This is a genomic window from Streptomyces sp. NPDC020958, from assembly GCF_055562175.1.
The window spans coordinates 129,685-155,062 of sequence record NZ_JBVHFU010000017.1 but is presented as its reverse complement, the minus strand read 5'-3'; the positions used below and the strand labels follow the sequence as shown (position 1 = coordinate 155,062).

Annotated in this window: 26 protein-coding genes and 1 tRNA gene; 9 read left to right on the top strand and 18 right to left on the bottom strand. The window is 70.0% G+C overall.

The features are described from left to right. The first annotated feature begins 792 nt into the window (after window positions 1–792). Window positions 793–3,108: a transglycosylase domain-containing protein gene (locus ACZ3KP_RS35010; RefSeq protein WP_467504540.1), complete on the top strand. Its 2,316-nt coding sequence runs from the start codon at window positions 793–795 to the stop codon at window positions 3,106–3,108. Window positions 3,109–3,254: 146 nt separating this feature from the next. Here ACZ3KP_RS35010 and ACZ3KP_RS35005 read toward each other — a convergent pair whose 3' ends face one another. Next, window positions 3,255–3,611, bottom strand: a complete 357-nt coding sequence (locus ACZ3KP_RS35005; RefSeq protein WP_093502483.1) for a GroES family chaperonin — start codon at window positions 3,609–3,611, stop codon at window positions 3,255–3,257. Between the two features lie 24 nt (window positions 3,612–3,635). Then, window positions 3,636–3,968, bottom strand: coding sequence for a DUF3618 domain-containing protein (locus ACZ3KP_RS35000; protein ID WP_132890578.1), 333 nt, complete (start codon window positions 3,966–3,968; stop codon window positions 3,636–3,638). 96 nt (window positions 3,969–4,064) lie between these two features. On the opposite strand from ACZ3KP_RS35000, the gene bcp reads away from it, so the two are divergent. Together bcp and ACZ3KP_RS34990 are read left to right on the top strand one after the other, a co-directional pair. Next, window positions 4,065–4,532, top strand: coding sequence for a thioredoxin-dependent thiol peroxidase (gene bcp, locus ACZ3KP_RS34995; RefSeq protein WP_132890577.1), 468 nt, complete (start codon window positions 4,065–4,067; stop codon window positions 4,530–4,532). Window positions 4,533–4,692: 160 nt separating this feature from the next. Then, window positions 4,693–4,775: transfer RNA gene (locus ACZ3KP_RS34990), tRNA-Leu, on the top strand. A 55-nt stretch (window positions 4,776–4,830) separates the two neighbouring features. Here the strand turns inward: ACZ3KP_RS34990 and rdgB are convergent. The 4 genes from rdgB to ACZ3KP_RS34970 form a co-directional block, all read right to left on the bottom strand. Next, window positions 4,831–5,442: an RdgB/HAM1 family non-canonical purine NTP pyrophosphatase gene (gene rdgB, locus ACZ3KP_RS34985; RefSeq protein ID WP_467504515.1), complete on the bottom strand. Its 612-nt coding sequence runs from the start codon at window positions 5,440–5,442 to the stop codon at window positions 4,831–4,833. A 33-nt stretch (window positions 5,443–5,475) separates the two neighbouring features. Further along, the gene (locus tag ACZ3KP_RS34980; RefSeq protein WP_467504513.1) at window positions 5,476–5,880 is read right to left on the bottom strand and encodes a hypothetical protein; all 405 of its coding nucleotides are present in this window, start codon (window positions 5,878–5,880) and stop codon (window positions 5,476–5,478) included. Window positions 5,881–6,009: 129 nt separating this feature from the next. Continuing rightward, window positions 6,010–6,750, bottom strand: coding sequence for a ribonuclease PH (gene rph / locus ACZ3KP_RS34975; RefSeq protein WP_467504511.1), 741 nt, complete (start codon window positions 6,748–6,750; stop codon window positions 6,010–6,012). A 76-nt stretch (window positions 6,751–6,826) separates the two neighbouring features. Continuing rightward, window positions 6,827–7,060 carry a PTS sugar transporter subunit IIB gene (locus ACZ3KP_RS34970; protein WP_071383815.1) on the bottom strand — a complete coding sequence of 78 codons (234 nt, stop codon included), beginning with the start codon at window positions 7,058–7,060 and terminating at the stop codon, window positions 6,827–6,829. 189 nt (window positions 7,061–7,249) lie between these two features. Between ACZ3KP_RS34970 and ACZ3KP_RS34965 the strand changes: the two genes are divergently transcribed. Both ACZ3KP_RS34965 and ACZ3KP_RS34960 read left to right on the top strand, forming a co-directional pair. Continuing rightward, the gene (locus tag ACZ3KP_RS34965; protein WP_467504509.1) at window positions 7,250–8,548 is read left to right on the top strand and encodes a PTS transporter subunit EIIC; all 1,299 of its coding nucleotides are present in this window, start codon (window positions 7,250–7,252) and stop codon (window positions 8,546–8,548) included. Between the two features lie 98 nt (window positions 8,549–8,646). Beyond that, the gene (locus ACZ3KP_RS34960) at window positions 8,647–9,897 is read left to right on the top strand and encodes a PTS transporter subunit EIIC (RefSeq protein ID WP_358983359.1); all 1,251 of its coding nucleotides are present in this window, start codon (window positions 8,647–8,649) and stop codon (window positions 9,895–9,897) included. Between the two features lie 77 nt (window positions 9,898–9,974). On the opposite strand, the gene ACZ3KP_RS34955 is transcribed toward ACZ3KP_RS34960, so the two are convergent. Continuing rightward, window positions 9,975–10,727, bottom strand: a complete 753-nt coding sequence (locus tag ACZ3KP_RS34955; RefSeq protein WP_366892900.1) for an MBL fold metallo-hydrolase — start codon at window positions 10,725–10,727, stop codon at window positions 9,975–9,977. A gap of 238 nt (window positions 10,728–10,965) precedes the next feature. Here ACZ3KP_RS34955 and ACZ3KP_RS34950 point away from each other — a divergent pair, with 238 nt between their 5' ends. Beyond that, window positions 10,966–11,424: a type II toxin-antitoxin system PemK/MazF family toxin gene (locus ACZ3KP_RS34950; protein WP_467504507.1), complete on the top strand. Its 459-nt coding sequence runs from the start codon at window positions 10,966–10,968 to the stop codon at window positions 11,422–11,424. A gap of 16 nt (window positions 11,425–11,440) precedes the next feature. Here the strand turns inward: ACZ3KP_RS34950 and ACZ3KP_RS34945 are convergent, their stop codons facing one another. The 9 genes from ACZ3KP_RS34945 to clpS all read right to left on the bottom strand — a co-directional run bounded on the left by ACZ3KP_RS34945 (window position 11,441) and on the right by clpS (window position 19,439). After that, entirely contained in the window at window positions 11,441–11,995 is a 555-nt protein-coding gene (locus tag ACZ3KP_RS34945; RefSeq protein WP_467504505.1) for a hypothetical protein, read from the bottom strand. Between the two features lie 122 nt (window positions 11,996–12,117). After that, window positions 12,118–14,190, bottom strand: coding sequence for a putative Ig domain-containing protein (locus ACZ3KP_RS34940; protein ID WP_467504503.1), 2,073 nt, complete (start codon window positions 14,188–14,190; stop codon window positions 12,118–12,120). 246 nt (window positions 14,191–14,436) lie between these two features. Next, window positions 14,437–15,387 carry a PLP-dependent cysteine synthase family protein gene (locus tag ACZ3KP_RS34935; RefSeq protein WP_467504501.1) on the bottom strand — a complete coding sequence of 317 codons (951 nt, stop codon included), beginning with the start codon at window positions 15,385–15,387 and terminating at the stop codon, window positions 14,437–14,439. Between the two features lie 7 nt (window positions 15,388–15,394). Continuing rightward, window positions 15,395–15,673 carry a MoaD/ThiS family protein gene (locus ACZ3KP_RS34930; protein ID WP_358983369.1) on the bottom strand — a complete coding sequence of 93 codons (279 nt, stop codon included), beginning with the start codon at window positions 15,671–15,673 and terminating at the stop codon, window positions 15,395–15,397. An 85-nt stretch (window positions 15,674–15,758) separates the two neighbouring features. Beyond that, complete coding sequence (locus tag ACZ3KP_RS34925) at window positions 15,759–15,854, bottom strand: putative leader peptide (RefSeq protein WP_360513238.1); 96 nt, start codon at window positions 15,852–15,854, stop codon at window positions 15,759–15,761. A gap of 200 nt (window positions 15,855–16,054) precedes the next feature. Next, complete coding sequence (locus ACZ3KP_RS34920; RefSeq protein ID WP_358983373.1) at window positions 16,055–16,477, bottom strand: M67 family metallopeptidase; 423 nt, start codon at window positions 16,475–16,477, stop codon at window positions 16,055–16,057. Window positions 16,478–16,610: 133 nt separating this feature from the next. Further along, on the bottom strand, window positions 16,611–18,068 hold the full coding sequence (locus tag ACZ3KP_RS34915; RefSeq protein ID WP_358983375.1) for an amino acid permease: 1,458 nt from the start codon (window positions 18,066–18,068) through the stop codon (window positions 16,611–16,613). 351 nt (window positions 18,069–18,419) lie between these two features. Continuing rightward, window positions 18,420–19,025, bottom strand: coding sequence for a DUF2017 domain-containing protein (locus tag ACZ3KP_RS34910; RefSeq protein WP_467504497.1), 606 nt, complete (start codon window positions 19,023–19,025; stop codon window positions 18,420–18,422). A gap of 96 nt (window positions 19,026–19,121) precedes the next feature. Further along, window positions 19,122–19,439, bottom strand: coding sequence for an ATP-dependent Clp protease adapter ClpS (clpS, locus tag ACZ3KP_RS34905; RefSeq protein WP_467504496.1), 318 nt, complete (start codon window positions 19,437–19,439; stop codon window positions 19,122–19,124). Window positions 19,440–19,495: 56 nt separating this feature from the next. Here clpS and ACZ3KP_RS34900 point away from each other — a divergent pair, with 56 nt between their 5' ends. Both ACZ3KP_RS34900 and ACZ3KP_RS34895 read left to right on the top strand, forming a co-directional pair. Continuing rightward, window positions 19,496–20,842, top strand: coding sequence for a nicotinate phosphoribosyltransferase (locus ACZ3KP_RS34900; RefSeq protein WP_467504494.1), 1,347 nt, complete (start codon window positions 19,496–19,498; stop codon window positions 20,840–20,842). Between the two features lie 149 nt (window positions 20,843–20,991). Beyond that, window positions 20,992–21,576 carry an isochorismatase family protein gene (locus tag ACZ3KP_RS34895; RefSeq protein WP_358983381.1) on the top strand — a complete coding sequence of 195 codons (585 nt, stop codon included), beginning with the start codon at window positions 20,992–20,994 and terminating at the stop codon, window positions 21,574–21,576. Window positions 21,577–21,722: 146 nt separating this feature from the next. On the opposite strand, the gene ACZ3KP_RS34890 is transcribed toward ACZ3KP_RS34895, so the two are convergent. Next, complete coding sequence (locus tag ACZ3KP_RS34890) at window positions 21,723–22,052, bottom strand: hypothetical protein (protein ID WP_467504491.1); 330 nt, start codon at window positions 22,050–22,052, stop codon at window positions 21,723–21,725. A gap of 121 nt (window positions 22,053–22,173) precedes the next feature. After that, entirely contained in the window at window positions 22,174–24,534 is a 2,361-nt protein-coding gene (locus tag ACZ3KP_RS34885; RefSeq protein ID WP_467504489.1) for an immune inhibitor A domain-containing protein, read from the bottom strand. A gap of 413 nt (window positions 24,535–24,947) precedes the next feature. Here ACZ3KP_RS34885 and ACZ3KP_RS34880 point away from each other — a divergent pair, with 413 nt between their 5' ends. Further along, window positions 24,948–25,241 (top strand): hypothetical protein, encoded by a 294-nt coding sequence (locus ACZ3KP_RS34880; RefSeq protein ID WP_467504487.1) that lies wholly within the window; start codon window positions 24,948–24,950, stop codon window positions 25,239–25,241. Window positions 25,242–25,378 lie beyond the last annotated feature (137 nt).

Here is a 25,378-nt window from a genome sequence, read left to right as displayed (position 1 = left end):
GGGCAGTCCGGGGCACGGGCAGCCGCCGCGGGAAACCAGGCGCGGCCACAGGCGTCCGGCGCGCGAACCCAGCCGGGGGCACCGACGTCCGGCGCGTCCGGGATGCCGAAGCGGCAGGCAGCCGTCGCCGACGGCCAGGACGCGCAGGCAGCCGCCGGAGGGCAGTCCGGGGCACGGGCAGCCGCCGCGGGAAACCAGGCGCGGCCACAGGCGTCCGGCGCGCGAACCCAGCCGGGGGCACCGACGTCCGGCGCATCCGGGATGCCGAAGCGGCAGGCAGCCGCCGCCGACGGCCAGGACGCGCAGGCAACCGCCGGAGGAGCCAAGGGGCCACAAGCACCCGGCACCGCAGCACAGCCGGGGGCACAAGCACCCGCCGCCGCAGCACAGCCGGGGGCACAGGCACCCGGCGCCCCCGGGGCACCGAAGCGGCAGGCAGCCGCCGCCGGAGGCCAGGGCGCGCAGGCACCCGCCGCAGGAGGCCAGGGCGCGCAGGCAGCCGCCGCCGGCGGCCAGGGACCTCAGGCGCCCGGCGCCGCGGCGCAGCCGGGGGCGCGGGCGGTCGGGGTGTCCGGGGGCGTTCAGGACGCGCACACGCAGCAGCTCACCGCCGTGCGGAAGCCGCCCGCGCAGCGGGGCGCGCCGGCCGAGGACACGCAGACGCGGCAGCTCGCGGCGATCAGGGTGCCGAAGGCACAGGCCCCCACCCCGCCCGCGGCACCCGCGGCGGTCGCGGCGTCCGGGGCGGAGCCGCCCGCGGCCGACGCGGAGACGAAGGGGGGCGGGAAGAAGATGAAGCGGACCAAGCGCACCGGATGGCGCCGGATCATCCCCACCTGGCGGATGCTGCTCGGCACGTTCGTGCTCGGGGCGCTCCTGCTGATCGGCCTGTTCTTCCTCGGCTACTCGATGGTGAAGATCCCCGCGGCCAACGCGTTCGCCACCAAGCAGTCCAACGTGTACCTGTACGCCGACGGCTCCCAGCTCGCCCGTGACGGCGAGGTCAACCGGGAGAACGTCACCCTCGCCCAGGTCTCCAAGGACGCCCAGCACGCCGTGCTCGCCGCCGAGGACCGCGACTTCTACACCGAGTCCGCCGTCGACCCCAAGGCGATGCTGCGCGCCGCCTGGAACACCGCGACCGGCAAGGGCACCCAGTCCGGCTCGACGATCACCCAGCAGTACGTGAAGAACTACTACCTCGCGCAGGAGCAGACCGTCACCCGCAAGGTGAAGGAGGTGTTCGTCGCGATCAAGCTGGACCGCAGCGAGCCCAAGGACCAGATCCTGGAGGGCTACCTCAACACCAGCTACTTCGGCCGCAACGCCTACGGCATCCAGGCCGCTGCCCAGGCCTACTACGGCAAGGACGCCGCCGACCTCGACCCGGCCCGCGCCGCCTACCTCGCCGCGCTCGTCAACGCGCCCAGCGAGTACGACGTCGTCGCCCACCCCGAGAACAAGGCCGCGGCCATCGCCCGCTGGAACTACGTCCTGGACGGCATGGTCAAGAAGGGCTGGCTCAGCGAGACGAAGCGGGCCGCCATGAAGTTCCCGATGCCCAAGGAGCAGACCGTCTCCACCGGCATGTCCGGGCAGCGCGGCTACGTCGTCAACGCCGTCAACGACTACCTGATCAAGAACAAGATCATCGACTCGGACTCCCTGGAGGCCGGCGGCTACCGCATCACGACCACCCTGGAGAAGGACAAGCAGAACGCCTTCGTGAAGGCGGTGAACGACAAGCTGATCTCCCAGCTGGACAAGAAGAACAACAAGGTCGACGCCTACGTCCGCGCGGGCGGCGCCTCCGTCGACCCGAAGACCGGCAACGTCGTCGCCATGTACGGCGGCATCGACTACGTGAAGCAGTACACCAACGGCGCGACCCGCGGTGACTTCCAGGTCGGCTCCACCTTCAAGCCGTTCGTGTTCGCCTCCGCCGTCGACAACGGCTCCACCACCCAGTCCGGGCAGACCATCACCCCGAACACCTACTACGACGGCACCAACAAGCGCACCGTCCAGGGCTGGTCCGGCGGCGCCTACGCACCGGAGAACGAGGACGAGAAGTCGTACGGACAGATCACCGTCCGCAAGGCCACCGACCTGTCCGTGAACTCGGTGTACGCGCAGATGGCCGTAGACGTCGGCCCGTCCAAGGTCAAGCAGACCGCCGTCGACCTGGGCATCCCCGCCGACACCAAGGACCTCCAGCCGTACCCGTCCATCGCGCTCGGCACCGCCACCGCCAGCGTCCTGGACATGGCGGAGGCCTACGCCACGCTCGCCAACCACGGCAAGCACGGCACGTACACGATGGTCGCGAAGATCACCAAGGACGGCACGCAGACCATCCAGCTGCCCAAGTCCAAGACCGTCCAGGCGGTCAGCCGCCAGGCGGCCGACACCACCACGTCGATCCTGCAGAGCGTCGTCGACAACGGCACCGCCACCGCCGCCCAGGCCGCCGGCCGGCCCGCCGCGGGCAAGACCGGCACCGCGGAGGAGGACACCGCCGCCTGGTTCGCGGGCTACACCCCCGACCTCGCGACCGTCGTCTCCGTGATGGGCCAGGACCCGGTCACGGCCGCCCACAAGCCGCTCTACGGCGCGCTCGGCCTCGCCCGGATCAACGGCGGCGGCGTCCCCACCGAGATCTGGTCGCAGTACACCAAGAACGCCCTCAAGGGCACCGCGCCCTTCGCCTTCGACCTCGACCTCCAGGCGGGCGCCGAGACCCAGGCACCCGCCACCCGCGGCCCGGCCACCCCGGGCACCGGCAGCCCGGCCACCCCGGGCACCGGTGGCCCGGCCACCCCGGGTACCGGTGGCCAGGACAACGGCGGCACCACCGGCGGCCAGAACACCGGCGGCACCACCGACGGCGGCACGACGGGCGGCTCCCCCACCTCCGGCACGACCGACGGCGGTACGACCACCTCCGGCACCAGTACCGGTACGACGACCTCCGGCACCGACTCCGGGACCTCCGCCGGGACCACCACCGACGGCACCAGTACGGGCACCTCAGCCGGACCCGGGAACGGCGGGACGTCGACGGGGACCACGGCCGGCGACAACGGCGGCGGCCCCGGATTCGGGTAGCCGCCCGCCGGTCCGGTCAGCGACCGCTGGTCGCCTTGAGCCCCACCACGGCGACCAGCAGCATGCCGGCGACGATCCCGGCGCCGGGCAAGGGAACGACGAAGAGGCCTGGTGACCGCGGTCACCAGGCCTCTTCGGGCTCTGCATCAGAGATACAGGCCGGTCGAGTCCTCCGAACCCTCGAACCGGTCGGCGGCCACGGCGTGCAGATCGCGCTCCCGCATCAGCACGTAGGCCACGCCCCGCACCTCGACCTCGGCACGGTCCTCCGGGTCGTACAGCACCCGGTCGCCGGGCTCCACCGTCCGCACGTTCTGACCGACCGCGACCACCTCGGCCCAGGCCAGCCGACGCCCGACCGCCGCCGTGGCGGGGATCAGGATGCCCCCGCCCGAGCGGCGCTCGCCCTCCCCGGTCTCCTGCTTGACCAGGACCCGGTCGTGCAGCATCCGGATGGGCAGCTTGTCGTGCTGGCTGCTCTGCTCGTCTCTCTTGGCGCTCACGCCTGTGAACCTACCTGCCTCTGGTCAGCTCTTACGCCGCCGGGTGCCGCTGAGGACCAGCAGCCCGACCACGCCCACGGCGACGAGGGCGACCGGCACGACCCGCTCCAGGCGCGGCGCGCCCTCCTCGTCCACGAACTGGGCCTTCACATCGCTCACGACCCGGTTGACCTGGACATAGGCCCTCCCGAGGGTGTGATCGACGTTGGCCGCGACCTTGGCCTTCGCGTCGCCGACGATGGTCTTCGGGTGCACCCGCACCCCGATCTCGTCCAGCGTCTCGGCCAGCACCTCGCGGCGGCGCTTGATGTCCGCCTCGATCTGCGCCGGGGTTCTGGTGTCCGACGTCTCCGCCACCGTAGGCCCTCCGAACTCTGCGGTACTGCATGTTCTGGACAGTCTGTCAGTTCTCGCCCCGGCCGCCATGTCAGGACCCCCCGTTACCCTAGAGCGATGAGCGAGCGACTCCAGCCCGGGGACGTAGCCCCCGACTTCACCCTCCCCGACGCCGACGGTCACGAGGTGTCCCTCTCCGCCCACAAGGGCCGCAAGGTCATCGTCTACTTCTACCCCGCGGCCCTCACCCCAGGCTGCACCAAGCAGGCCTGCGACTTCACGGACAACCTCTCCCTCCTCGCCGACGCCGGCTACGACGTCCTCGGCATCTCCCCCGACGCCCCGGAGAAGCTCGGCAAGTTCCGCGAGAAGGAGAACCTCAAGGTCACCCTCCTCGCCGACCCCGACAAGAAGGTCCTGGACGCGTACGGCGCCTTCGGCGAGAAGAAGAACTACGGCAAGACGTACATGGGCGTCATCCGCTCCACGATCATCGTGGACGAGCAGGGCAAGGTGGAGAAGGCCCTCTACAACGTCCGCGCCACCGGCCACGTAGCCAAGATCATCAAGGATCTGGGCATCTGACCCCTCCCCCTGCCCCGACGGCTCGCATCGGTACCGACCTGATGCGAGCCGTTCACTTCCAGGCGTGACTGTCCGGTAACCGACTCGGTACGCCGTACCCAGCACCTGGGCAGGGGAGGCAAACAGCGGCGGACAACTCCCGGTACGATGGCTGGCGCTGGCGGCGGTGGCGCAACGGCGACGCAGCAGGTTTAGGTCCTGTGGCCCTTAGCGGGCTTGAGGGTTCGAATCCCTTCCGCCGCACACGAACGGCCTGCGAATCGAAGGGATGATGCGCAGGCCGTTTGCTTACCGCCGATCAGCCCAACAACTCTCGCACCACCGGGACCAGAGCCCTGAACGCCTTCCCCCGGTGGCTGATCGCGTTTTTCTCTTCGGGGCTCAGTTCGGCGCAGGTTCGGGTCTCGCCGTCCGGCTGGAGGATCGGGTCGTAGCCGAAGCCGTTCGTGCCGGTCGGGGTGTGGCGGAGGGTGCCGCGGAGTTGGCCCTCGACCACGCGTTCCGTGCCGTCCGGGAGGGCCAGGGCCGCCGCGCAGGCGAAGTGGGCGCCCCGGTGTTCCTCGGCGATGTCGGAGAGCTGGGCCAGGAGCAGGTCGAGGTTGGCCTTGTCGTCGCCGTGCCGGCCGGCCCAGCGGGCGGAGAAGATGCCGGGCGCGCCGTGCAGGACGTCGACGCAGAGGCCGGAGTCGTCGGCGACGGCCGGGAGGCCGGTGGCCTGGGCGAGGGCGTGGGCCTTGAGGAGGGCGTTCTCGGCGAAGGTGACGCCCGTCTCCCGGACGTCGGGGATGTCGGGGTACGCGTCGGCGCCCACCAGTTCGTGGGGCAGTCCCGCCTCGGCGAGGATCGAGTGCAGCTCGGTGATCTTTCCGGCGTTGCGGGTGGCGAGGATCAGGCGGGGCGTGGTGGTCATGGGTGGCAGTATCCCAAGTGCCCCGGTGACCGGTTACGGCGTGCAGACCTTCGTGAGTTCGCCGGCGGCGTCGGTGACCGGGGTGACGTCGGGAGTGGAGTCGCCCTTCCTGATCGCCGCGCGGACGTTGTCCACGGCCCGTTGGAGGTCGTCGACGGCCTTGTTGACGTCGGTGTCGTCCGTCCTGTCGCCGATCTTCTTCAGGTTCCGCTGGATGGCGTCGAGGGAGGCGTCGGTGCGGGTGGGGTCGTCCGCGGCGTTCTCGACGGCCTGCTGGAGGCCGGTGACGCCGTCGGCGATGGAGTCGGCGGTCTGGACGCAGTCCAGGGCCTTGTCGACGGTGCCGCAGCCGGTGAGCAGGGCGGCGGCGAGTGCGGTGGTCGCGGCTGCGGCGGCGATGGCGGTGGTGCGACGGCCTCGGCGTCGGCTGGCGGCCATGAAAGTGTTCCCCTCCCCGTTGACGGCTGGCCGGGCGCACGGTTGTTCGGACCGTGCGCCCGTAGTCATAGGGACGCGGGGTCGGCCGCCCTGGTTGCCGTGGTGTTTTTGGTTCCCTTTACTGTCCGCTCACCGGTCCGCGGTGGCGGATTCGAGGGCGGCCCGCTGGATGGCGGCGAGGTCGGTGCAGCCGGCGACGGCGAGGTCGAGCAGGGCGTTGAGTTCGTCGCGGGCGAAGGGCTCGGCCTCGGCGGTGCCCTGGACCTCGACGAAGCGGCCGTCGCCGGTGCAGACGACGTTCATGTCGGTCTCGGCCCTGACGTCCTCCTCGTAGCAGAGGTCGAGGAGCGGGACCGAGCCGACGATGCCGACGGAGACCGCCGAGACCGTGCCGGTGAGGGGCTGCCGGCCGGCCTTGACGAGCTTGCGTCCCTTCGCCCAGGTGACGGCGTCGGCCAGGGCCACGTACGCGCCGGTGATGGCGGCGGTGCGGGTGCCGCCGTCGGCCTGGAGGACGTCGCAGTCGAGGACGATGGTGTTCTCGCCGAGGGCCTTGTAGTCGATGACGGCGCGCAGGGAGCGGCCGATGAGGCGGGAGATCTCGTGGGTGCGGCCGCCGATCTTGCCCTTGACGGACTCGCGGTCGCCGCGGGTGTTGGTGGCGCGGGGCAGCATGGAGTACTCCGCGGTGACCCAGCCCTCGCCGCTGCCCTTGCGCCAGCGGGGGACGCCTTCGGTGACGGAGGCGGTGCAGAAGACCTTGGTGTCGCCGAAGGAGACGAGGACGGAGCCTTCGGCGTGCTTGCTCCAGCCGCGTTCGATGGTGACGGGGCGGAGTTGTTCGGGGGTGCGGCCGTCGATGCGTGACATGGCGACGAGCCTATCCATAGCGGCCGAAGGGGCTCCTCCCCAGGCGGGAGGAGCCCCTTCGGGGTGGATCAGGGTGTCACATCATGTCCTCGATCTCGGCGGCGATCGGGTCGGCGTCGGTGCCGATGACGACCTGGATGGCGGTGCCCATCTTGACGACGCCGTGGGCGCCGGCGGCCTTCAGGGCGGCCTCGTCGACCTTGGAGGCGTCGTGCACCTCGGTGCGCAGCCGGGTGATGCAGCCCTCGATCTCGTCGATGTTGTCGATTCCGCCGAGACCGGCGACGATCTTCTCAGCCTTGCTGGCCATGTTGCTTCTCCCTGATCCGAACCGCTTTGTCGCAGTAACCCACAGTTGGCCCATCTTTGCGAGCGGTCGTGCCGTGGGTACCGAATGATGGCGAGCACCGCGGCGGAACCGTCTGCCGACTGGTCTACACCAGCGGGCGGGCGGGCGCCAAACCCCTGCGGTGGAGCCGACCGGTCCGGAGGACGCGCCATGAGTGCCCAGAGCGCCGACAGCACGGCCGGTCCCGCGCGGGAGCGGTGGCACGTCCTGTTCCAGGGGTTGCAGAAGATGGGGCGGAGCCTTCAGCTGCCGATCGCGGTGCTGCCGGCGGCGGGCATCCTGAACCGGTTGGGGCAGCCCGACGTCTTCGGGGACCAGGGGCTTGGCTGGACGAGCGTGTCCAAGGTGATGCAGGGGGCGGGCGGGGCGCTGCTCGACGGTTCGGTCGGGCTGCCGCTGCTGTTCTGTGTCGGGGTCGCGATCGGGATGGCGAAGAAGGCGGACGGTTCGACGGCGTTGGCGGCGGTGGCGGGGTTCCTCGTCTACTACGGGGTGCTGCACCAGTTCCCGCAGTCCTGTCCGGGTGGGTCGAGGACAGTGCCGGGGATCGGGTGCCAGGTGAGCGACGGGACGGTGTCGACGTTCACGTTCCAGAATCCGGGGGTCTTCGGCGGGATCGCGCTGGGGCTGCTGACCGCCTTCTTCTGGGCCCGGTACCACCGGACGAGGCTGGTGGACTGGCTGGGGTTCTTCAACGGGCGGCGGCTGGTTCCGATCATCATGTCGTTCGTGGCCATGGGGTTCGCCGCGCTGTGCCTGTGGGTCTGGCCGCCGGTCGGGAGCGGTCTGGAGAGCTTCAGTCGCTGGCTGCACGGGGTGGGGGTGTGGGGCGCGGGGGTGTTCGGGCTCGCGAACCGGGCGCTGCTGGTGGTGGGGCTGCACCAGTTCCTGAACGTGCCGCTGTGGTTCCAGTTCGGCAGTTACACCACGCCGGAGGGGCGGACGGTGCACGGGGACATCAACATGTTCCTGGCGGGTGATCCGCAGGCGGGTCAGTTCACGTCGGGGTTCTTCCCGATCATGATGTTCGCGCTGCCGGCGGCCGCGCTCGCCATCACGCACTGCGCGAAGCCGCACCGGCGCAAGGAGATCGGCGGCCTGATGCTGTCGGTGGCGCTGACGTCGTTCGTCACCGGCATCACCGAGCCGCTCGAGTACTCGTTCATGTTCATCGCGCCGCTGCTGTACGTGGCGCACGCGGTGCTGACCGGGGTGTCGATGGCGGTGACGTGGGGGCTGGGGGTGCACGACGGGTTCGGTTTCTCGGCGGGGCTGATCGACTACGTCATCAACTGGCGGCTGGCGACGAAGCCCTGGCTGATCGTGCCGATCGGCCTGTGCTTCGCGGCGGTCTACTACGTGCTCTTCCGATTCGCGATCACACGGTTCGACCTGAGGACGCCAGGCAGGGAGCCGGAGGACGAGGTGGAGGACGTCACGAAGGCCTGAGGGGACGAGGGGATTGACGGGTTCCTTATAACGGCCCCATCGTGTACAACAGGTCTACACCACTGAGTGGTGTAGACCATCACCGATGGAGGAAGTCTATGAGCACCGCCACCGCGCCCACGGCGGCCCCCGCGAAGAAGCGGGGATCCGGGCTGTTCCAAGGCCTGCAGAAGGTCGGCCGCAGCCTCCAGCTGCCGATCGCCGTGCTCCCGGCAGCCGGTCTGCTGCTCCGCTTCGGACAGCAGGACATCCACGACAAGCTGCACCTGCCGGACAAGGTCACGGCGGTGTTCGCCACGGCGGGTGGCGCGATCTTCGACAACCTCCCGATGCTGTTCTGCATCGGTGTCGCGATCGGTTTCGCGAAGAAGTCGGACGGCTCGACCGCGCTGGCGGCCCTGGTCGGCTTCCTGGTCTACAGCAACGTCCTGAAGGCGTTCCCGGTCACCGAGGCGAAGGTCCAGGCGGGCGCGGACATAGCCGCCACCTACAACAACCCCGGTGTGCTGGGCGGCCTGGTGATGGGTCTGCTGGGCGCGGTGGTCTGGCAGCGGTTCCACCGCACCAAGCTGGTGGACTGGCTCGGCTTCTTCAACGGCCGCCGGCTGGTCCCGATCATCATGGCCTTCGTCGGCACCCTCATGGGCGTCTTCTTCGGCCTGATCTGGGAGCCGATCGGCAACGGCATCTCCGACTTCGGCAAGTGGATCACGGGCCTCGGCGCCTTCGGTGCCGGTCTGTTCGGCCTGATCAACCGCGCGCTGATCCCGGTCGGCATGCACCAGTTCGTGAACACCGTCTCCTGGTTCCAGATCGGCGACTTCAAGAACTCCGCCGGTGTGGTCGTCCACGGCGACCTGACCCGCTTCTTCGCCGGTGACCCGACGGCCGGTCAGTTCATGTCCGGCTTCTTCCCCATCATGATGTTCGGCCTGCCGGCCGCCGCCCTGGCCATCGCGCACACCGCCCGCCCGGAGCGCCGCGCCGCCGTCATGGGCATGATGCTGTCGATGGCGCTGACCTCCTTCGTGACCGGTGTGACCGAGCCGATCGAGTTCACCTTCATGTTCATCGCGCCGCTGCTGTACGTGATCCACGCGGTGCTGACCGCCCTGTCCATGGCGATCACCTGGGCGCTCGGGGTGCACGCGGGCTTCACCTTCTCCGCGGGTGTGATCGACTACGCGCTCAACTGGAACCTCGCGACCAAGCCCTGGCTGATCATCCCGATCGGCCTGGTCTTCGGAGCGGTCTACTACTTCGTCTTCCGGTTCGCCATCGTCCGGTTCAACCTCCCCACCCCGGGCCGCGAGCCCGAGGAGGAGGTCGAGGACCTCACGAAGGCGTGAGTCCGGCAGCACTCATGACGAAGGCCCCCGCCGCGGCGGGGGCCTTCTCGTGCACGGCCCTGAACGCCGTCCGCGCGTCAGATCTCGTACGTCGCTCTCGGCGCCGCGAGTTCCACCGGGCCGTCGAAGACCTCGCGGGCGTCGGCGAGGTTGACGGCGGGGTCGGTCCACGGCGGGATGTGGGTGAGGACCAGCTTGCGGGCACCGGCACGGGCGGCGGTCTCGCCGGCCTCGCGGCCGTTGAGGTGCAGGTCGGGGATGTCCTCCTTGCCGTGCGTGAACGCGGCCTCGCACAGGAACAGGTCGGTGTCCCGGGCCAGCTCCTCCAGCGTCTCGGTGACGCCGGTGTCGCCCGAGTAGGTCAGGGACTTCCCGGCGTGCTCGACGCGGATGCCGTACGCCTCCACGGGGTGCCTGACCCGCTCGGTGTGGACGGTGAAGGGGCCGACGTCGAACGTGGACGGCTTGACCGTGTGGAAGTCGAAGACCTCGCTCATCGAGGAGGCGGTGGGGGTGTCGGCGTAGGCCGTGGTGAGCCGGTGTTCGGTGCCCTCGGGGCCGTAGACCGGGATCGGGGGGCACGGGCCGCCGTCGTGGCGGTAGTAGCGCGCCACGAAGTAGGCGCACATGTCGATGCAGTGGTCGGCGTGCAGATGGCTCAGGAAGATCGCGTCGAGGTCGTAGAGACCGCAGTGGCGCTGCAGCTCGCCCAGGGCGCCGTTGCCCATGTCGAGGAGCAGCCGGAAGCCGTCGGCCTCTACGAGGTAGCTCGAGCAGGCCGATTCCGCGGACGGGAACGACCCCGAGCAGCCGACGACGGTGAGCTTCATGAAGCAGAAACCTCCGTTGGCGGGACGCCCGGACGGACCGGGAACTGGAGTCGGGAAAGTGGGGTGGGCGGGGGTCGTGCGGTTTGTCGAGCGTAAGGCGCAAAAGGGCCGGTCGCTCCTCCGCCAGGGGCCGTTGTGTGCGAACTCACCTGTGCTGTCACCGGTTCGGCTGGACCGGGGGCGCATCAGGATCGCGTAAGGGCGCGCGTCGATTATCTCGCGCCGGTAACGTCGTCGTATGGACACGTCATGGTGGCTCGCGCTCGCGGCGGTGGTCCTGCTCGCGCTGGTCGCCACCCTCGTCGACGGCTGGGGCAGGGGGCACCGTCCGCGTGGACACCGCACGCGCCCGCCGGGGCATCCGCGGGACACCCGGGACAGGGCCGGGCGGCCCCATCCGGGCGACATCTGGTGGGCCAACGTGCCCTACGAGGACGCTCCCGGCGCCAAGGACCGGCCGTGCCTGGTGCTGGCGGTGCGTGGCAACCGGGCCACCGTCGCCAAGATCACCAGCAAGTACCACGACGAGCGCGCCGGGGTGATCCCGTTGCCGCCGGGCTCGGTCGGGGACGCCCAGGGCCGGCCGAGCTTCCTGGAGACGGACGAGCTGCGCGAGCTCGCGGTGTGGGACTTCCGGCGCCGGGTGGGCGTGGTGGACCCGGTGCTGTGGGACCAGGTGCGGCACCTGGCCGGGTGAGCCTCACTGGTGAGCCTCACTTCACCCGGACGGTGACGCGCCACCCCTGGACGGCCTTGCAGGAGACCCGGCCGGGCGCGGTGGGCTGCGCGCACAGCGGGCGGCTGGAGGTGAGGGTGACCGTGCCCGCGGCGACGGCCTGGTAGGCGGCTCCGGCGTCACCGCCACGGAGCATGATCCCGTAGTTCACCGGCTTGAGGGCACCGGTGTCGCCGCCGGCGGCGATCTTCGTCCAGGGGCGCTGCGCGGTGCCGGTCAGGGTGATCCGGAGGGTGCCGCCCTCGGCCAGGCAGTAGGTGCGGCCGCTGTCGGCGGCGGTGAGCTCGGAGGTCAGGGGCGTGCAGCCGCCGGACGAGCCGCCGGCGCCGGTGCCGGAACTCGGGGGCGCGCTCGGGGTCGCGGTCGGGCTCGGGGTGGTGCCGGCGGTGGGGGTCGCGCTGGGGCTCGCGGTCGGCGCGGGAGACACCGCGCCGCCGCCCTGGTCGCCGCCCCCGCTCTGGGAGCCGCAGCCCGCCAGCAGGAGCAGGGTCGTCGCGGCGAGCGACGCGCGGTGGAACGTCGTACGGCGCATGGGGTGTCCGCCTTTCCGTCGGGGAACGGACCCTTGGTGCCGATGTGACGTATCCCCCGGTCATACGGATCCCGCACCCGGACGGCTTCCGGGGGCGGGATCCGGTCAGATCAACGCACTTGTCAGCCGGTCGTCACGGCGGTGTCGTCGACGACGAAGCTGGTCTGGAGCGAGGAGTCCTCGACACCGCTGAACTTCAGGGTGACGGTCGAGCCCGCGTAGGACCCGAGGCTGAAGGACTTCTGCACGTACCCGGAGGCCGCGTTCAGGTTGGAGTACGTGGCCAGGGTGGTCGAACCGGCGCTGACCGTCAGCTTGTCGTACTGGCTGCTGGTGGTGGTCTCGGCGGTGTCGACGTGCAGGTAGAAGGTGAACGTGGTGTGGGTGCAGCCGGCCGGGATCGTCACCGACTGGGACAGCGTGTCGGTGTGCGAGGAGCCGTAGCCGTCGAGCCAGGCCTTGTACGAGCCCGAGTGGGCCGCCTCGCCGCTGTCGTTGGTGATGACCCCGCTGGACGCGGTCCAGGTGGTGTTGCCCGACTCGAAGCCGGCGTTGCCCAGCAGCTGGGACGAGGTGCAGGTGCCGCCGCCGCTGGTGCTGACGGTCCAGGTGAAGGAGGCCGAACCGGAGGCGCCGGTGGAGTCGGTCGCGGTGACGGTGGTGCTGTAGGTGCCCGCGGTGGACGCCGTGCCGGAGATCAGGCCGGTGGAGCTGGAGATGGACAGGCCGGTCGGCAGGCCGCCGGCACTGTAGGTGAGGGAGGCGCCGCCGCTGTCGGTGGCGGAGATCTGCAGGCTCACCGCGGAGCCGGTGGCGGTGGACTGGCTGCCCGGGTTGGTGACGGTCACCGTGTTGCCGCCGCTGCCGGTGCCGGCGGTGAAGGCGGCGGTGCCGTTCGGGGTGCCCCAGCCGGTCGGGCCGTCGTAGCCGGTCCCGGCGGTGCAGAAGTACGCCGGGGAGCAGGAGCCGTTGTTGCCGCTGGTCACGTCGTACAGGTTGCTCGTGTGGCTGTACGGGTACTTCGCCGGGTAGTCGCCGGAGCCCGGGGTGCCCGCGAGGGCGTAGACGCCCGCGATGATCGGCGACGAGGCGCTGGTGCCGCCGTAGACGGCCCAGCCGGAGCCGCCGTAGGTGTCGTAGACCGCCACGCCGGTGGCCGGGTCGGCGACCGCGGAGACGTCGGCCTCCATGCGCTTGGTGCAGCCGGTGTCGGTCTGCCAGCTCGGCTTCGCGTCGTAGGCGGAGCAGCCGGAGCCGGTGCCCTCGGTGGAGCTGGTCTTCCAGACCGACTCGGTCCAGCCGCGGGAGTTGGACGAGGTGGACAGGGCGGTGCCGCCGACGGCGGTCACGTACTGGGAGGTCGCCGGGTACTCGGCGCCGTAGGCGGAGTCGCCCGCGGAGACGGTGATGGCGACACCCGGGTGCTTGAAGTACGAGGTGTCCTCGCTGGTCTGCGCGGAGGACTCGGAGCCGCCCCAGCTGTTGGAGACGAACTTGGCGCCGAGCGCGACGGCCTCGTTCTCGGCGGCGCCGAGGTCGGCGTCGGTGGCGGAGTTCGCCTCGACGAGGTCGATGTTGCAGTTCGGGCAGACCGCGCTGACCATGTCGATGTCGAGCGCTTCCTCACCGGCCCAGCCGGAGTCGTTCGTCGGCAGCGAGGTCGTCGAACCGGTCTGACTGACCTGCTTGAAACAGCCGTTGGCGACGGTGCACGCGGACAGGCCGTACGTGGAGCGGTAAGTGGCCAGGTCCGAGGCCGCGTTGGGGTCGTTGTAGGCGTCGACCACGGCGACGGTCAGGCCGGAACCGCCCGTGGAGGGCAGGTTGTAGGCGCTGTGCAGGTTGGTGGGGCTCAGGCCGGAGGGGGCCGCGGCGAGCGCGGAGGCCAGCCGCTGTTTGATGTCGGTGCGGCGCTGCGCGAAGCAGTTGACCTCACCGGGCTTGGTGACGGTGGCGCACAGATGCTCGGTGGGCACCTTCTGGCCGGCCTTGCCGGTGCTGTGCACGGCCTGCCGGGCGGGGTCGGTGAGGGCCTTGGCGTTCTGGGTGACCCGGGGGCTCTGGGAGGTGCCCGAGGTCCGGGCGGTCGCCTGTGCCTGCGCGGCAGGGGCCGCGACGAAACCGGAGACGGCCAGGGCGAGGGCGGGGAAGGCGAAGGCGATGAGTCTTCGCACGCTCCGTCGTGATTCACGCATGGGGGTACTGCCTCCATCGGTGGGGTTACAAGGCAGGCCCGTGACGCGCGTAGCGGCGGCAGAGTGCGCGCAGTCATGAGCATGACACTTCGAACACCCTGGGATGCCGATGAGCGTGGCATGACAGGACGGAGCAGAACCTAACGGGGTTGCGCCGCGGACGGTTCCTCCGCGCGAAGATCTTTACTGCGGCGTAGGGGGCGTTGGCCCCCTCATGAGAGGGGGTTGACGCGTCCATGATGAGCGCTATGCCCAGAGCTGACCCTGGAGGGTCTCGATGGCTTCCTCGGTCGTGGCGGCGGTGTAGACGCCGGTCGACAGGTACTTCCAGCCGCCGTCGGCGACGACGAACACGATGTCCGCGCTCTCCCCGGCCTGCAGGGCCTTCTTCCCGACGCCGATCGCGGCGTGCAGCGCGGCGCCGGTGGAGATGCCCGCGAAGATGCCCTCCTGCTGGAGCAGGTCCCGGGTCCGGGTCACGGCGTCCGCCGAGCCGACCGAGTAGCGGGTGGTGAGCACGGAGGCGTCGTACAGCTCGGGTACGAAGCCCTCGTCGAGGTTCCTCAGTCCGTACACGAGGTCGTCGTACCGCGGCTCCGCGGCGACGATCCGCACGTCCGGCTTGTGCTCGCGCAGGTAGCGGCCGACGCCCATCAGCGTGCCCGTCGTGCCGAGCCCGGCCACGAAGTGCGTGACGGAGGGCAGGTCGGCGAGGATCTCGGGGCCGGTCGTCGCGTAGTGCGCGCCGGCGTTGTCGGGGTTGCCGTACTGGTAGAGCATCACCCAGTCCGGGTGCTCGGCGGACAGCTCCTTGGCCACCCGCACGGCGGTGTTCGAGCCGCCGGCCGCCGGGCTGGAGATGATCTCCGCACCCCACATCCCCAGCAGGTCACGGCGCTCCTGCGAGGTGTTCTCGGGCATCACGCAGACCATCCGGTAGCCCTTGAGCTTGGCGGCCATGGCGAGGGAGATGCCGGTGTTGCCGGAGGTCGGCTCCAGGATGGTGCAGCCCGGAGTGAGCCGGCCGTCCTTCTCGGCCTGCTCGATCATGTGCAGGGCCGGGCGGTCCTTGACCGAGCCGGTCGGGTTGCGGTCCTCCAGCTTGGCCCAGATCCGGACCTCGGGGGACGGCGAGAGCCGCGGCAGGCGCACCAGGGGGGTGTTGCCGACCGCGGCCAACGGGGAGTCGTAGCGCATGCCGATCTCAGGCCATGCCGCCGGCGACGGCCGGCAGGATCGTCACGGTGTCGCCGTCGGAGAGCTTGGTGTTGATGCCGTCGACGAAACGGACGTCCTCGTCGTTCAGGTACACGTTCACGAAGCGACGCAGCTTGCCGTCGTCCACGATGCGGGCGTGGATTCCGGCGTGGCGGGTCTCGAGGTCGTTGAAGAGGTCGGCGAGGGTCTCACCGCTGCCCTCCACCGCCTTCTGGCCGTCGGTGTACTGGCGGAGGATGGTCGGGATGCGGACCTCGATGGCCATGGTCGCGGGCTCCTGTCGGAAAGTCTGGGTGGGTGGGCACGCAGCGGGGCGCCGCGGCTCACGGCCGTACGGCGGCAGGGAAACGTCAACAGATGGCGCTGTTCAGCCTGCACAGGTCGACGTGCAGCCGCGCCACGAGCATGCTGCCCGGCGCCTTCTCGCTCACGTCGTAGGAAACCATGGGGTCATCGTATCGATTCCCGGCCGGGGTCCTGGAGTGTGATTCCGCATGACGGACGAATTATGACCGCACTTTGAGACAGACAGGAGGTGGCCGACGTGAAGGGGCGCTGGGGGTGCCCCCGGCCGAAGGCTGGGGGAGGAACTGCGCGACCGGCCCCCACCGGCCCGCAGGTGACCACCGGCCGACCCGGCACCGCCTCAGTACGCCTCGACGATCGTGACCTCTTCCTCGGTGACCTCGCCGTCCACGATGCGGTACGAGCGGAACTGGAAGTCGCCGAGGCCGTCGGTGTCGGCGGTGGAGACGAGGACGTAGTGGGCGCCGGGCTCGTTCGCGTACGAGATGTCCGTCCGGGACGGGTACGCCTCGGTCGCCGTGTGGGAGTGGTAGATCACCACCGGCTCCTCGTCGCGGTCGTCCATCTCGCGGTACAGCTTCAGCAGGTCCCCGGAGTCGAACTCGTAGAACGTGGGCGACATCGCCGCGTTCAGCATCGGGACGAAGCGCTCGGGGCGGTCCGAACCCGCCGGTCCCGCGACGACGCCGCACGCCTCGTCGGGGTGGTCCTTGCGCGCGTGGGCGACGATCTGGTCGACGAGGGCCTGGGTGATGGTCAGCATGGTCGCCAGGATAAGCAGAAGGGCCGCCCCGTACCGATGGGTGGTACGGGGCGGCCCGGATGCCGGACATCCTGAGCGGCTGCCGCGGGGAGCGCCACGAGTGCTCCCCGAGGCGGACGTCCGGAGGAGGGGGTCAGCTCACCTTCGCCGGTGACGACTGCTCGCGCCGCTCGGTGACCTCGGGGTTGCGGTTCTTCAGGACGAGCCAGCCGGCACCGAGCGCGGCGGCCCAGCCGGCCATCACGTACAGGCAGATCCGGGAGTCGGCGTCGTACGCGATCAGGCAGGTCACGAAGAGCAGGAAGGCGATGGCGATCCAGCTGCACACGGCGCCGCCCGGCGCCGGGAAGGAGGACGCCGGCAGGCGGCCCGCGTCGACCGCGCGGCGGTAGAGCACGTGGCTGACCAGGATCATCAGCCAGGTCCAGATGCCGGCCGCGGTGGCCACGGAGGTGACGTAGCCGAAGGCCTTCTCCGGGACGACGTAGTTGAGGACCACGCCGATGCCCATGAAGAGGACCGAGACGGTGACGCCGAACGCCGGGGTCTTGGACGCGGAGAGCTTCTTGAAGACGGCGGGGGCCTCGCCGCTGTCGGCCAGGTTCCGCAGCATGCGGCCGGTGGAGTACATGCCGGAGTTGCAGGAGGACAGCGCGGCGGTCAGGACGACGAAGTTGACGATGCCGGCGCCGGCCGGGATGCCGATCTTCGCGAAGGCGGCGACGAACGGGGAGACGCCCGGGGCGAACTCGGTCCACTTCACGACGCAGAGGATCACCGTGAGCGCGCCGACGTAGAAGAGGGCGATGCGCCAGGGCAGGGTGTTGATCGCCTTGGGGAGGGTCTTCTCGGGGTTCTCCGACTCACCGGCGGTGACGCCGACCAGCTCGACCGCGAGGTAGGCGAACATGACGCCCTGGAGGGTCATCAGGGAGGAGCCGACGCCCTTGGGGAAGAAGCCGTCGAACTGGTAGAGGTTCGCGACCGACGCGGTGTCGCCCGCGGAGCTGAAGCCGAAGGTGAGGACGCCGAGGCCGATCACGATCATGCCGATCAGGGCGGTCACCTTGACCATGGAGAACCAGAACTCCAGCTCTCCGAACACCTTCACGGAGATCAGGTTCACCCCGAAGAGGACCACCAGGAACACCAGGGCCGTCACCCACTGGGGGATGGCCGGGAACCAGTAGTGGACGTAGATCGCGGCGGCCGTCAGTTCGGCCATGCCGGTGACGACCCACATCAGCCAGTACGTCCAGCCGGTGAAGTAGCCGAAGAACGGGCCGAGGAACTCCCGGGAGTACTCGGCGAAGGAGCCGGAGACCGGGCGGTAGAGCAGCAGTTCGCCGAGCGCCCGCATGATGAAGAAGATGATGCCGCCGGCGAGGGCGTACATGAGGATCAGGCTGGGCCCGGCCTTGGCGATGTTCGCCCCGGCACCCAGGAAGAGTCCGACGCCGATGGCGCCGCCGATCGCGATCATCTGGACCTGGCGGCTGCCGAGCCCGCGCTCGTACCCCTCCTCTGGGGCTTCGCCGGCCCCGGAGGCTCCGGAGCCCTTCTGCGACGTGTCGACCTGAGCGGAGGTCATGTGTGGTGTGCGCCTTTCTCCATGCCGAACCGGGCCTCTGGTCGGCCTCGGACCGGTTTCGATCCCCCCGGATTGATGGAGCGGTGCCTGACCGGCGGTCGCCGGTTCGGTGGCGCACCCGGACGACACATGGGTGGTGTTCGCCGGGCGGTCGTGAAGATTTATCACGGCCGCAACATTGATCACCGGGTCCAGCCGAAAGGGGTTGTGGCGCACACCACTGGAAGAAGCGGACAAACTGCGTCCGAAAAGGTCATAACAGGCCGCAACGGTGACGGGATCGTTATCCGGATTTGAGCGTCCTCTGAGCGAACACGGAACCCGGATCTTCTATGACATAGGGGATGACCCTTACGGCATCAGAGTGGCGACCAGGGTCTCCTGGAGGCCGCCGAGCCACAGGTACGCCATCACCATCGGCTTGCGCGGGTCCTCGTCGGGGAGCCGGTAGAGCAGGTCGGTGTCGTCCTCGTCGGTGATGTCCAGCCGGGAGCCGATCGCGAGGCGCAGGTCGTTGAGGGCGCCGAGCCACTCCCGGGACTCCCCCGGGGCCAGCTCCAGGACCGCGACGCCCTCCTCCGCCGGGGCGAGCGCGTCCAGGGAGCGGATCACCGCGAGGGCGCTCTCCCGCTTGCGCGCGCGCAGGTCGTTCTCGGTGTAGCGGCGGAACTCGGCGGAGTGGGCCTGCTGCTCCGCGGCCTCCTCGGGCGACTGAGGGAGCCGCTCCGGGTCGCCGTAGGCGTCCGGGAAGAGCCGGCGCAGCACCGGGTCGGCGGGGGCCTCGCTGGGCCCCTCGGCGAACAGTTCGGCGAGCGGGTCGTCGGGCGCGTCCTCGGCCGGTCCCGGGCCGATGAGCTCCAGGAGCTGGACGGCCAGCGACCGGATGATGGAGATCTCGACGTCGTCGAGGGCGACGGCCGCGCCGCCGCCGGGGAGCGGTTCGAAGGTTCCTGGCATGGAGAAGGTTCGCTGCTTCCGGTCCTGGTCGAGGAGTCCGGCCGCGCCCTCCGGGACTGCTCTCCGGGGCCGCCGACCGCTGGCTGCTTTCCGGCGCTACTTCCGGTCCTGCTGGAGGGTGGCCCACAGGCCGTAGCCGTGCATCGCCTGCACGTCGCGTTCCATCTCCTCACGGGTGCCGCTGGAGACGACGGCCCGGCCCTTGTGGTGGACGTCCAGCATGAGCTTGGTGGCCTTTTCCTTGGGATAGCCGAAGTACGTCTGGAAGACGTACGTCACATAGCTCATGAGGTTGACGGGGTCGTTGTGCACGAGCGTGATCCACGGGACGTCGGGCTCGGGTACGGCGAAGGTCTCCTCCGCCGACTCGGTGCGTTCGATCTCTACGGGAGCAGGTGACGTCACATGGCCCATGCTGCCACGCCGGAGAAAAATCGTCACACTGACGAAATGGGGGTACAGTCTCGGTCATGAACATTGCGGACCTGGGGCTGCCGGTGGATGTTCCGTCGACGGCGCTCTTCACCGACCAGTACGAGCTGACGATGTTGCAGGCCGCCCTCAAGGCGGGGACGGCCGAGCGGCACAGCGTCTTCGAGGTCTTCACCCGGAGGCTGCCGGAAGGGCGCCGCTACGGCGTGCTGGCGGGCACCGGACGGGTCCTGGACGCGGTCGAGAACTTCCGGTTCGACGCGGACGTGCTCCGCTTCCTGGAGGAGCGCGGCATCGTCGACGGCCCGACCCTCCAGTGGCTCGCCGGCTACCGCTTCAGCGGTGACATCTGGGGCTACCCCGAGGGCGAGGTCTACTTCCCGGGCTCGCCGGTCATGCGGGTGGAGGGGTCCTTCGGGGAGTGCGTGCTCCTGGAGACCGTGATCCTCTCCATCCTCAACCACGACTCGGCGATCGCAGCCGCCGCCTCCCGCATGTCCTCGGCCGCCGGGGACCGCCCGCTGATCGAGATGGGTGCCCGCCGCACCCACGAACTGGCCGCCGTCGCCGCCTCCCGCGCGGCCTACGTCGGCGGTTTCGCGACCACCTCCGACCTGGCGGCCGGCTTCCGCTACGGCATCCCCACCGTCGGCACCTCCGCGCACGCCTTCACCCTCCTCCACGACCACGAGCGGGACGCCTTCCGGGCCCAGGTCGACTCGCTCGGCCGGGGCACCACCCTGCTGGTCGACACCTACGACGTCGCCGAGGCGGTCCGGGCGGCCGTGGAGGTCGCCGGGCCCGAGCTGGGCGCCGTGCGCATCGACTCCGGCGACCTGCTGCTGGTCGCCCACCGGGTGCGCCAGCAGCTGGACGAGCTGGGCGCGGTCGACACGAAGATCGTCGTGACCTCCGACCTGGACGAGTACGCCATCGCCTCGCTGGCCGCCGCGCCGGTGGACGCCTACGGCGTGGGCACCCAGCTGGTGACCGGCTCCGGGCACCCCACCTGCTCCATGGTCTACAAGCTGGTCGCCCGCGCCGAGTCCGCCGAACCGAAGGCACGGCTGGTGGCGGTGGCGAAGAAGTCGTCGGGCGGCAAGACCTCCGTGGGCGGGCGCAAGTGGGCGGCGCGGCGGCTGGACGCCGACGGGGTGGCGGAGGCCGAGGTCGTGGGCACCGGGGAGGTCCCGGCGGACCTGGCCGAACGGCAGCTCCTGGTCGAACTGGTGAAGTCCGGCGACGTGGTGGCACGCGAGCCCCTGGACGCGCCCCGCGCACGCCATGCGGCGGCCAAGGCCAATCTGCCCCTCTCCGCGACCCAGCTCTCCCGGGGGGAACCGGTCATTCCGACGGAGTACGTCCAGGGGCGCTCGGGTAGCTAGAGCGAGTGCCCGCGTACGCGCCCCGCGAAGCCCCCTCCCCTACGCCTCCGTAACTCTCTACGCTCGGAGGTTCAGGCCGGACCCGCACGCCTTCATTCTGCGTCTCCCCCCTCGACACCAGCCGATACCGAATCCGAAGGGCACCCACCATGCGCCGCGCCTTGATCGTCGTCGATGTGCAGAACGACTTCTGCGAGGGGGGCAGTCTCGCCGTGGCCGGGGGTGCCGACGTGGCCGCCGCGATCACGGAGCTGATCGGTCAGGCGCCGGCCGGGTACCGCCACGTGGTGGCGACCCGCGACCACCACATCGCGCCGGGCGGCCACTTCGCCGACAACCCGGACTACGTCCGCAGCTGGCCGGCGCACTGCGTCGCCGGCACCGAGGGGGTGGGCTTCCATCCGAACTTCGCCCCCGCGGTCGCCTCCGGGGCCGTGGACGCGGTGTTCAGCAAGGGGGAGTATGCGGCGGCGTACAGCGGGTTCGAGGGGGTCGACGAGAACGGGGTGGGCCTCGCGGAGTGGTTGCGCGCCCGCAAGATCGACGAGGTGGACGTGGTGGGCATAGCGACGGACCACTGCGTGCGGGCCACCGCCCTGGACGCCGCGAAGGCGGGCTTCCGCACCCAGGTGCTGCTGGACCTCACGGCGGGGGTGGCCGAGGCGACCACCCAGCGGGCCCTGGAGGAGCTCCGCCAGGCGGGCGTGGAGCTGACCGGCAAGCCGGTGGTGTGAGCTCCGCCGGGTTTGGCGGAGCCGGGCGGGCGGTGGTCATGTGCGGGCCGGTGGAGGCTGGTCGCGCAGTTCCTCCCCCAGCCTTCGGCCGGGGGTACCCCAGCGCCCCTGAGTCAGCCGTTCTGACCGGCGATGAAAAGTACTGGTCAGGCTGCTGCTGATCTTTGGAGCAGGGATCTGATCGGTCTCCAGAGTTCCAGGGGGGTGACACCGTTGTCAGGGGTCGTTCGCCATATGAGGCCGTCCGGGTGGTGGAGGACGGCCGTGATCTCGTCCGGGGTCGGCGGGGCGGCGTTGCCCCGCAGGTAGACCGCCCGCATGCCGAGGTTGCGGAGCCTGGTCAGGGCTCGGGCGCGGTTCTGGGCGTGGACCAGGACGCGGACGGCGGACGAGCTGTCCGCGGTGGTCGGACTGGGCAGGTTCAGCGCCACCACCACCGTGCCGTTCGGCAGCTTGCAGAACCCTCCTGCGGTCATGCGGTCACACCCCCGTGTGCGTCGGTGTCAATAAGAAAGTCACAGGACGCACCTAAACACGATCGGCGGCGACCCGCCAAGGGGTTGCCGCCGATACGCGTCTGACCTGCGGAAACAGGAACTACTTCACCGCGGGACCGACCTGGAGGGAGATCGTGGAGCCGTCTCGCGCCTCCTTGACGATCTTGATCTTGGTGTTGGTGTCAGTGATCTTGACACCGGCGGTCGGGTTCGACGGGTCGTAGTACGTGCCGGCGTGGTCGTCGAAGACCGGCACCCCGCGCGACCCCTTGATCGTCGTCGCGACGTCCGCCTTGTGCAGCGTGATGCCGTCGGTCGAGTAGAGGCTGAACGGCGAGTCGTAGGCCTGGACGCGGTTGCGCATCAGCGTGCCGTCGGACCACTTCAGCGGCGCCGGGTGGGAGTCGACCGGGAGGATCAGACCGGTGCCCGGGTGACCGCCGTCGCCCGTGTGCGTGTTGTTGTCCGCCTCGGAGGTGTCCCACTTCCAGATCAACAGGCCGTTCTGGTACGGGTAGTGCTCCACCCAGTCCGGACGGGTCGTCGAGAAGCCGAAGTTGTACGGGCCGACCTTGAGGGTCTTGTCGTACGACACGTACTGGCGGTTCTCCGCGATGTAGTACTGCGCGTAGTCCTTGGTGAAGGACGCGCCGATCCGGGAGAAGCCGGCCGCGGTCCAAGCGGCGTCCGCCGACTCCGCGTTGTCGGAGAAGACGGCCGCACCGTCCGCGGTCACGGTGATCTCGTCGGCCGCGAAGCCCTTCAGGGCCACCCCGCCGTCGGTCTGGTAGCGGAAACGGAGCTGGATCTTCTGGCCCGCGTAGGCGTCCAGCGGGTACGACAGCTTGGCGTACGCGTCGATGGAGCCGGTGAGCGCCGGCTTGTCGCTGCCGTCGCGCGGGATGGCGGCGCCGTTCACGGTGCCGTCCAGGGCGGTCCAGTTGGCGCCGCCGTCGGTGGACACCTCGGCGTAGAGGTAGTCGTAGTTCGCCTCGATGTCGTACCAGCCGTCCAGCGAGAGCGTCGCGGACGACTTGCCGGTGAGGTCGACGTCGCGGGTCAGCGTGTTCTTCAGGTCGTTGCCGCTGCCGCTCCACCACTGGGACGAGCCCTGGGCGGGGGTGACGACCGTGGTCGTGACCGCCTTGTCGGGCAGCGAGACCACCAGGGCCTGCTTGTTCTTCGTGTTGTACTCGGCGACGCCCAGCTTGTGGCTGGACCGGGTGCCGGCCTTGGCCGTGTCGTAGTTCAGCCAGCCCAGCTGCAGCTTGTCCCAGGCGTTCATGTCGCCCGGCAGGTCGCCGATGGCCTCCTTGCCGGTGCCCAGCCAGGAGCCGGAGGACATCAGGGTCCAGAAACCGGTGGAGTTCTCGCCGCCGTCGGTGTCGTACTCGTCCGGCAGGCCGAGGTCGTGGCCGTACTCGTGGGCGTAGACGCCGAGGCCGCCGTTCTCCGGCTGCATCGTGTAGTCGCCGACCCAGATTCCGGTGTTGCCGACCTGGGTGCCGCCGAGCTTGTTGTCCGCCGGGCCGGTGGCGCCGGCGTCGGTGCCGAAGGCGTACCAGCGGTGCGCCCAGATCGCGTCGGTGCCCTGGGCGCCGCCGCCCGCGGACTCGTCCTCACCGGCGTGCACGATCTGGAAGTGGTCGACGTAGCCGTCCGGCTCGTTGAAGTTGCCGTCACCGTCGTAGTCGTAGCGGTCCCACTGGTCGTACTGGGCGAGGTCCGCCTTGATCGCGGCGTCGGACTCGCCGGCCGCCTTCTGGTCGGCGACCCAGGCGTTCAGGCCGTCGCGCACCAGGTTCCAGACGCTGGAGCAGGTGGTGGAGCCGCAGGCGTTGTTGCCGTAACGGGCCTCGTTGTACGGGACCTTGACCCAGTCGGTGACCTCACCGTCGACCGAGTAGCGGCCCGAGGACTGCTTCTCGTAGTACTTCTTCAGCGACTCGGTGTTCTTGCCGGTGCCGAAGTAGAGGTCCTGGAAGTGCTGCTGGTTGTAGTCCGCCTGCCAGGCCGTGGAGTTGTCCTTGGTGCGGTCGGGCTGGGCTATCTGGTTGTGCAGCGGGCCTGCCGTGCCGTTGTACCGGGGGTCGGTCTGGTCCCCGAACTCGACCAGGATGGTGAAGATCTTGTCGGTCTTCTCCCTGCCGAGCTCGACGTACTTGCCGCCGCCCTTCCTGCCCTTCAACTGGACGACCTTGGAGCCGTCCCGGTCCTTGACCTGGGCCTTGCCGGATATGACCTGGTCGAGGGCCTCCTGCCGCTGGGCCTCCTGGGTCTTGCTCAGCGGGCCGTCCAGGTCGTGCTCGTCCTGCTTCGCCGACGGGTCGTGCCGGTCGACGGTGGCGCTCTTCGCCGGGGTCGCGGCCTGCGCGACCGCGAAGGTGGCGAAACCTGCGGAGGCGGTCGCGAGCGTCACGCCGACGGCGAGTGCTCTGAACGTCCAGGGTCTGCTGGTCACTTGAGTTCCTCCCCCGCGCCGCGCGCACGGAAGGGGGACCGGGTGATGGTTGGGGGTCCGTGCGCGCACGATCAACGCGTCGATTCAAGTGACGTCATTTGACTACTGGTTTACGAGAAAAGACAGACCTTGACTCAGACACTCCAATTCCAGTATGCGGAGCTGAAGTTCGCTTTACGGACACTCCGACCCGGAGTCGGACATGGATAACCGGCGCGCATATGCGTCCAGTTGGCGAGACCCATGCGACCGTGCGCCCCCTGTGCACCGGTACCGTGGGTTAGGTCACGCTTACCGGTCGTTCCACTCGGGCACACACGCGAATAGAGTCGAATGGTGGAACGCCCGGAAGCCGGTGAAATGCCAGGCCTGCTCCCCGTCTCACCTCCACATCTCCCGAGGACACGATTGCCATGCCTCGTCCGACCCCGGCACAGCTCGTCTACGGTTCGTGCACCGTGATCTGCTCGACGCTCGCCATGCTGCTGCTGTCACAGACGAGTTCGGGCATCGCGATCGCGGTCATCGCGCTCGCCGCGCTCGGTCTGGGACTGCTGGTGGCCATGACGGTCCCGCTCCCCCGGCCGCGCAGGGTCGCCCGGTCCGAGCCCGCCCCTTCCGCACCGCCCGGCATGCGGGTCCCCCTGCACCGGGAGACCGTGGCCGCCGCCACGGCCGAGCCCGTCCGGGAGCCCACCGCCCCCTGACGCCCGCACCGACGACAGGCAGCCGGGGGGGGCGGCGGTGCGCCGGCCCCCCCCGCGGGCGGTGGGCCCGCCCCCCCGTCGGGGTGTCGGTCTGACGGCGACCGTCGTGCCCGGCGTGTGGGGGAGTGCCCGGTTTT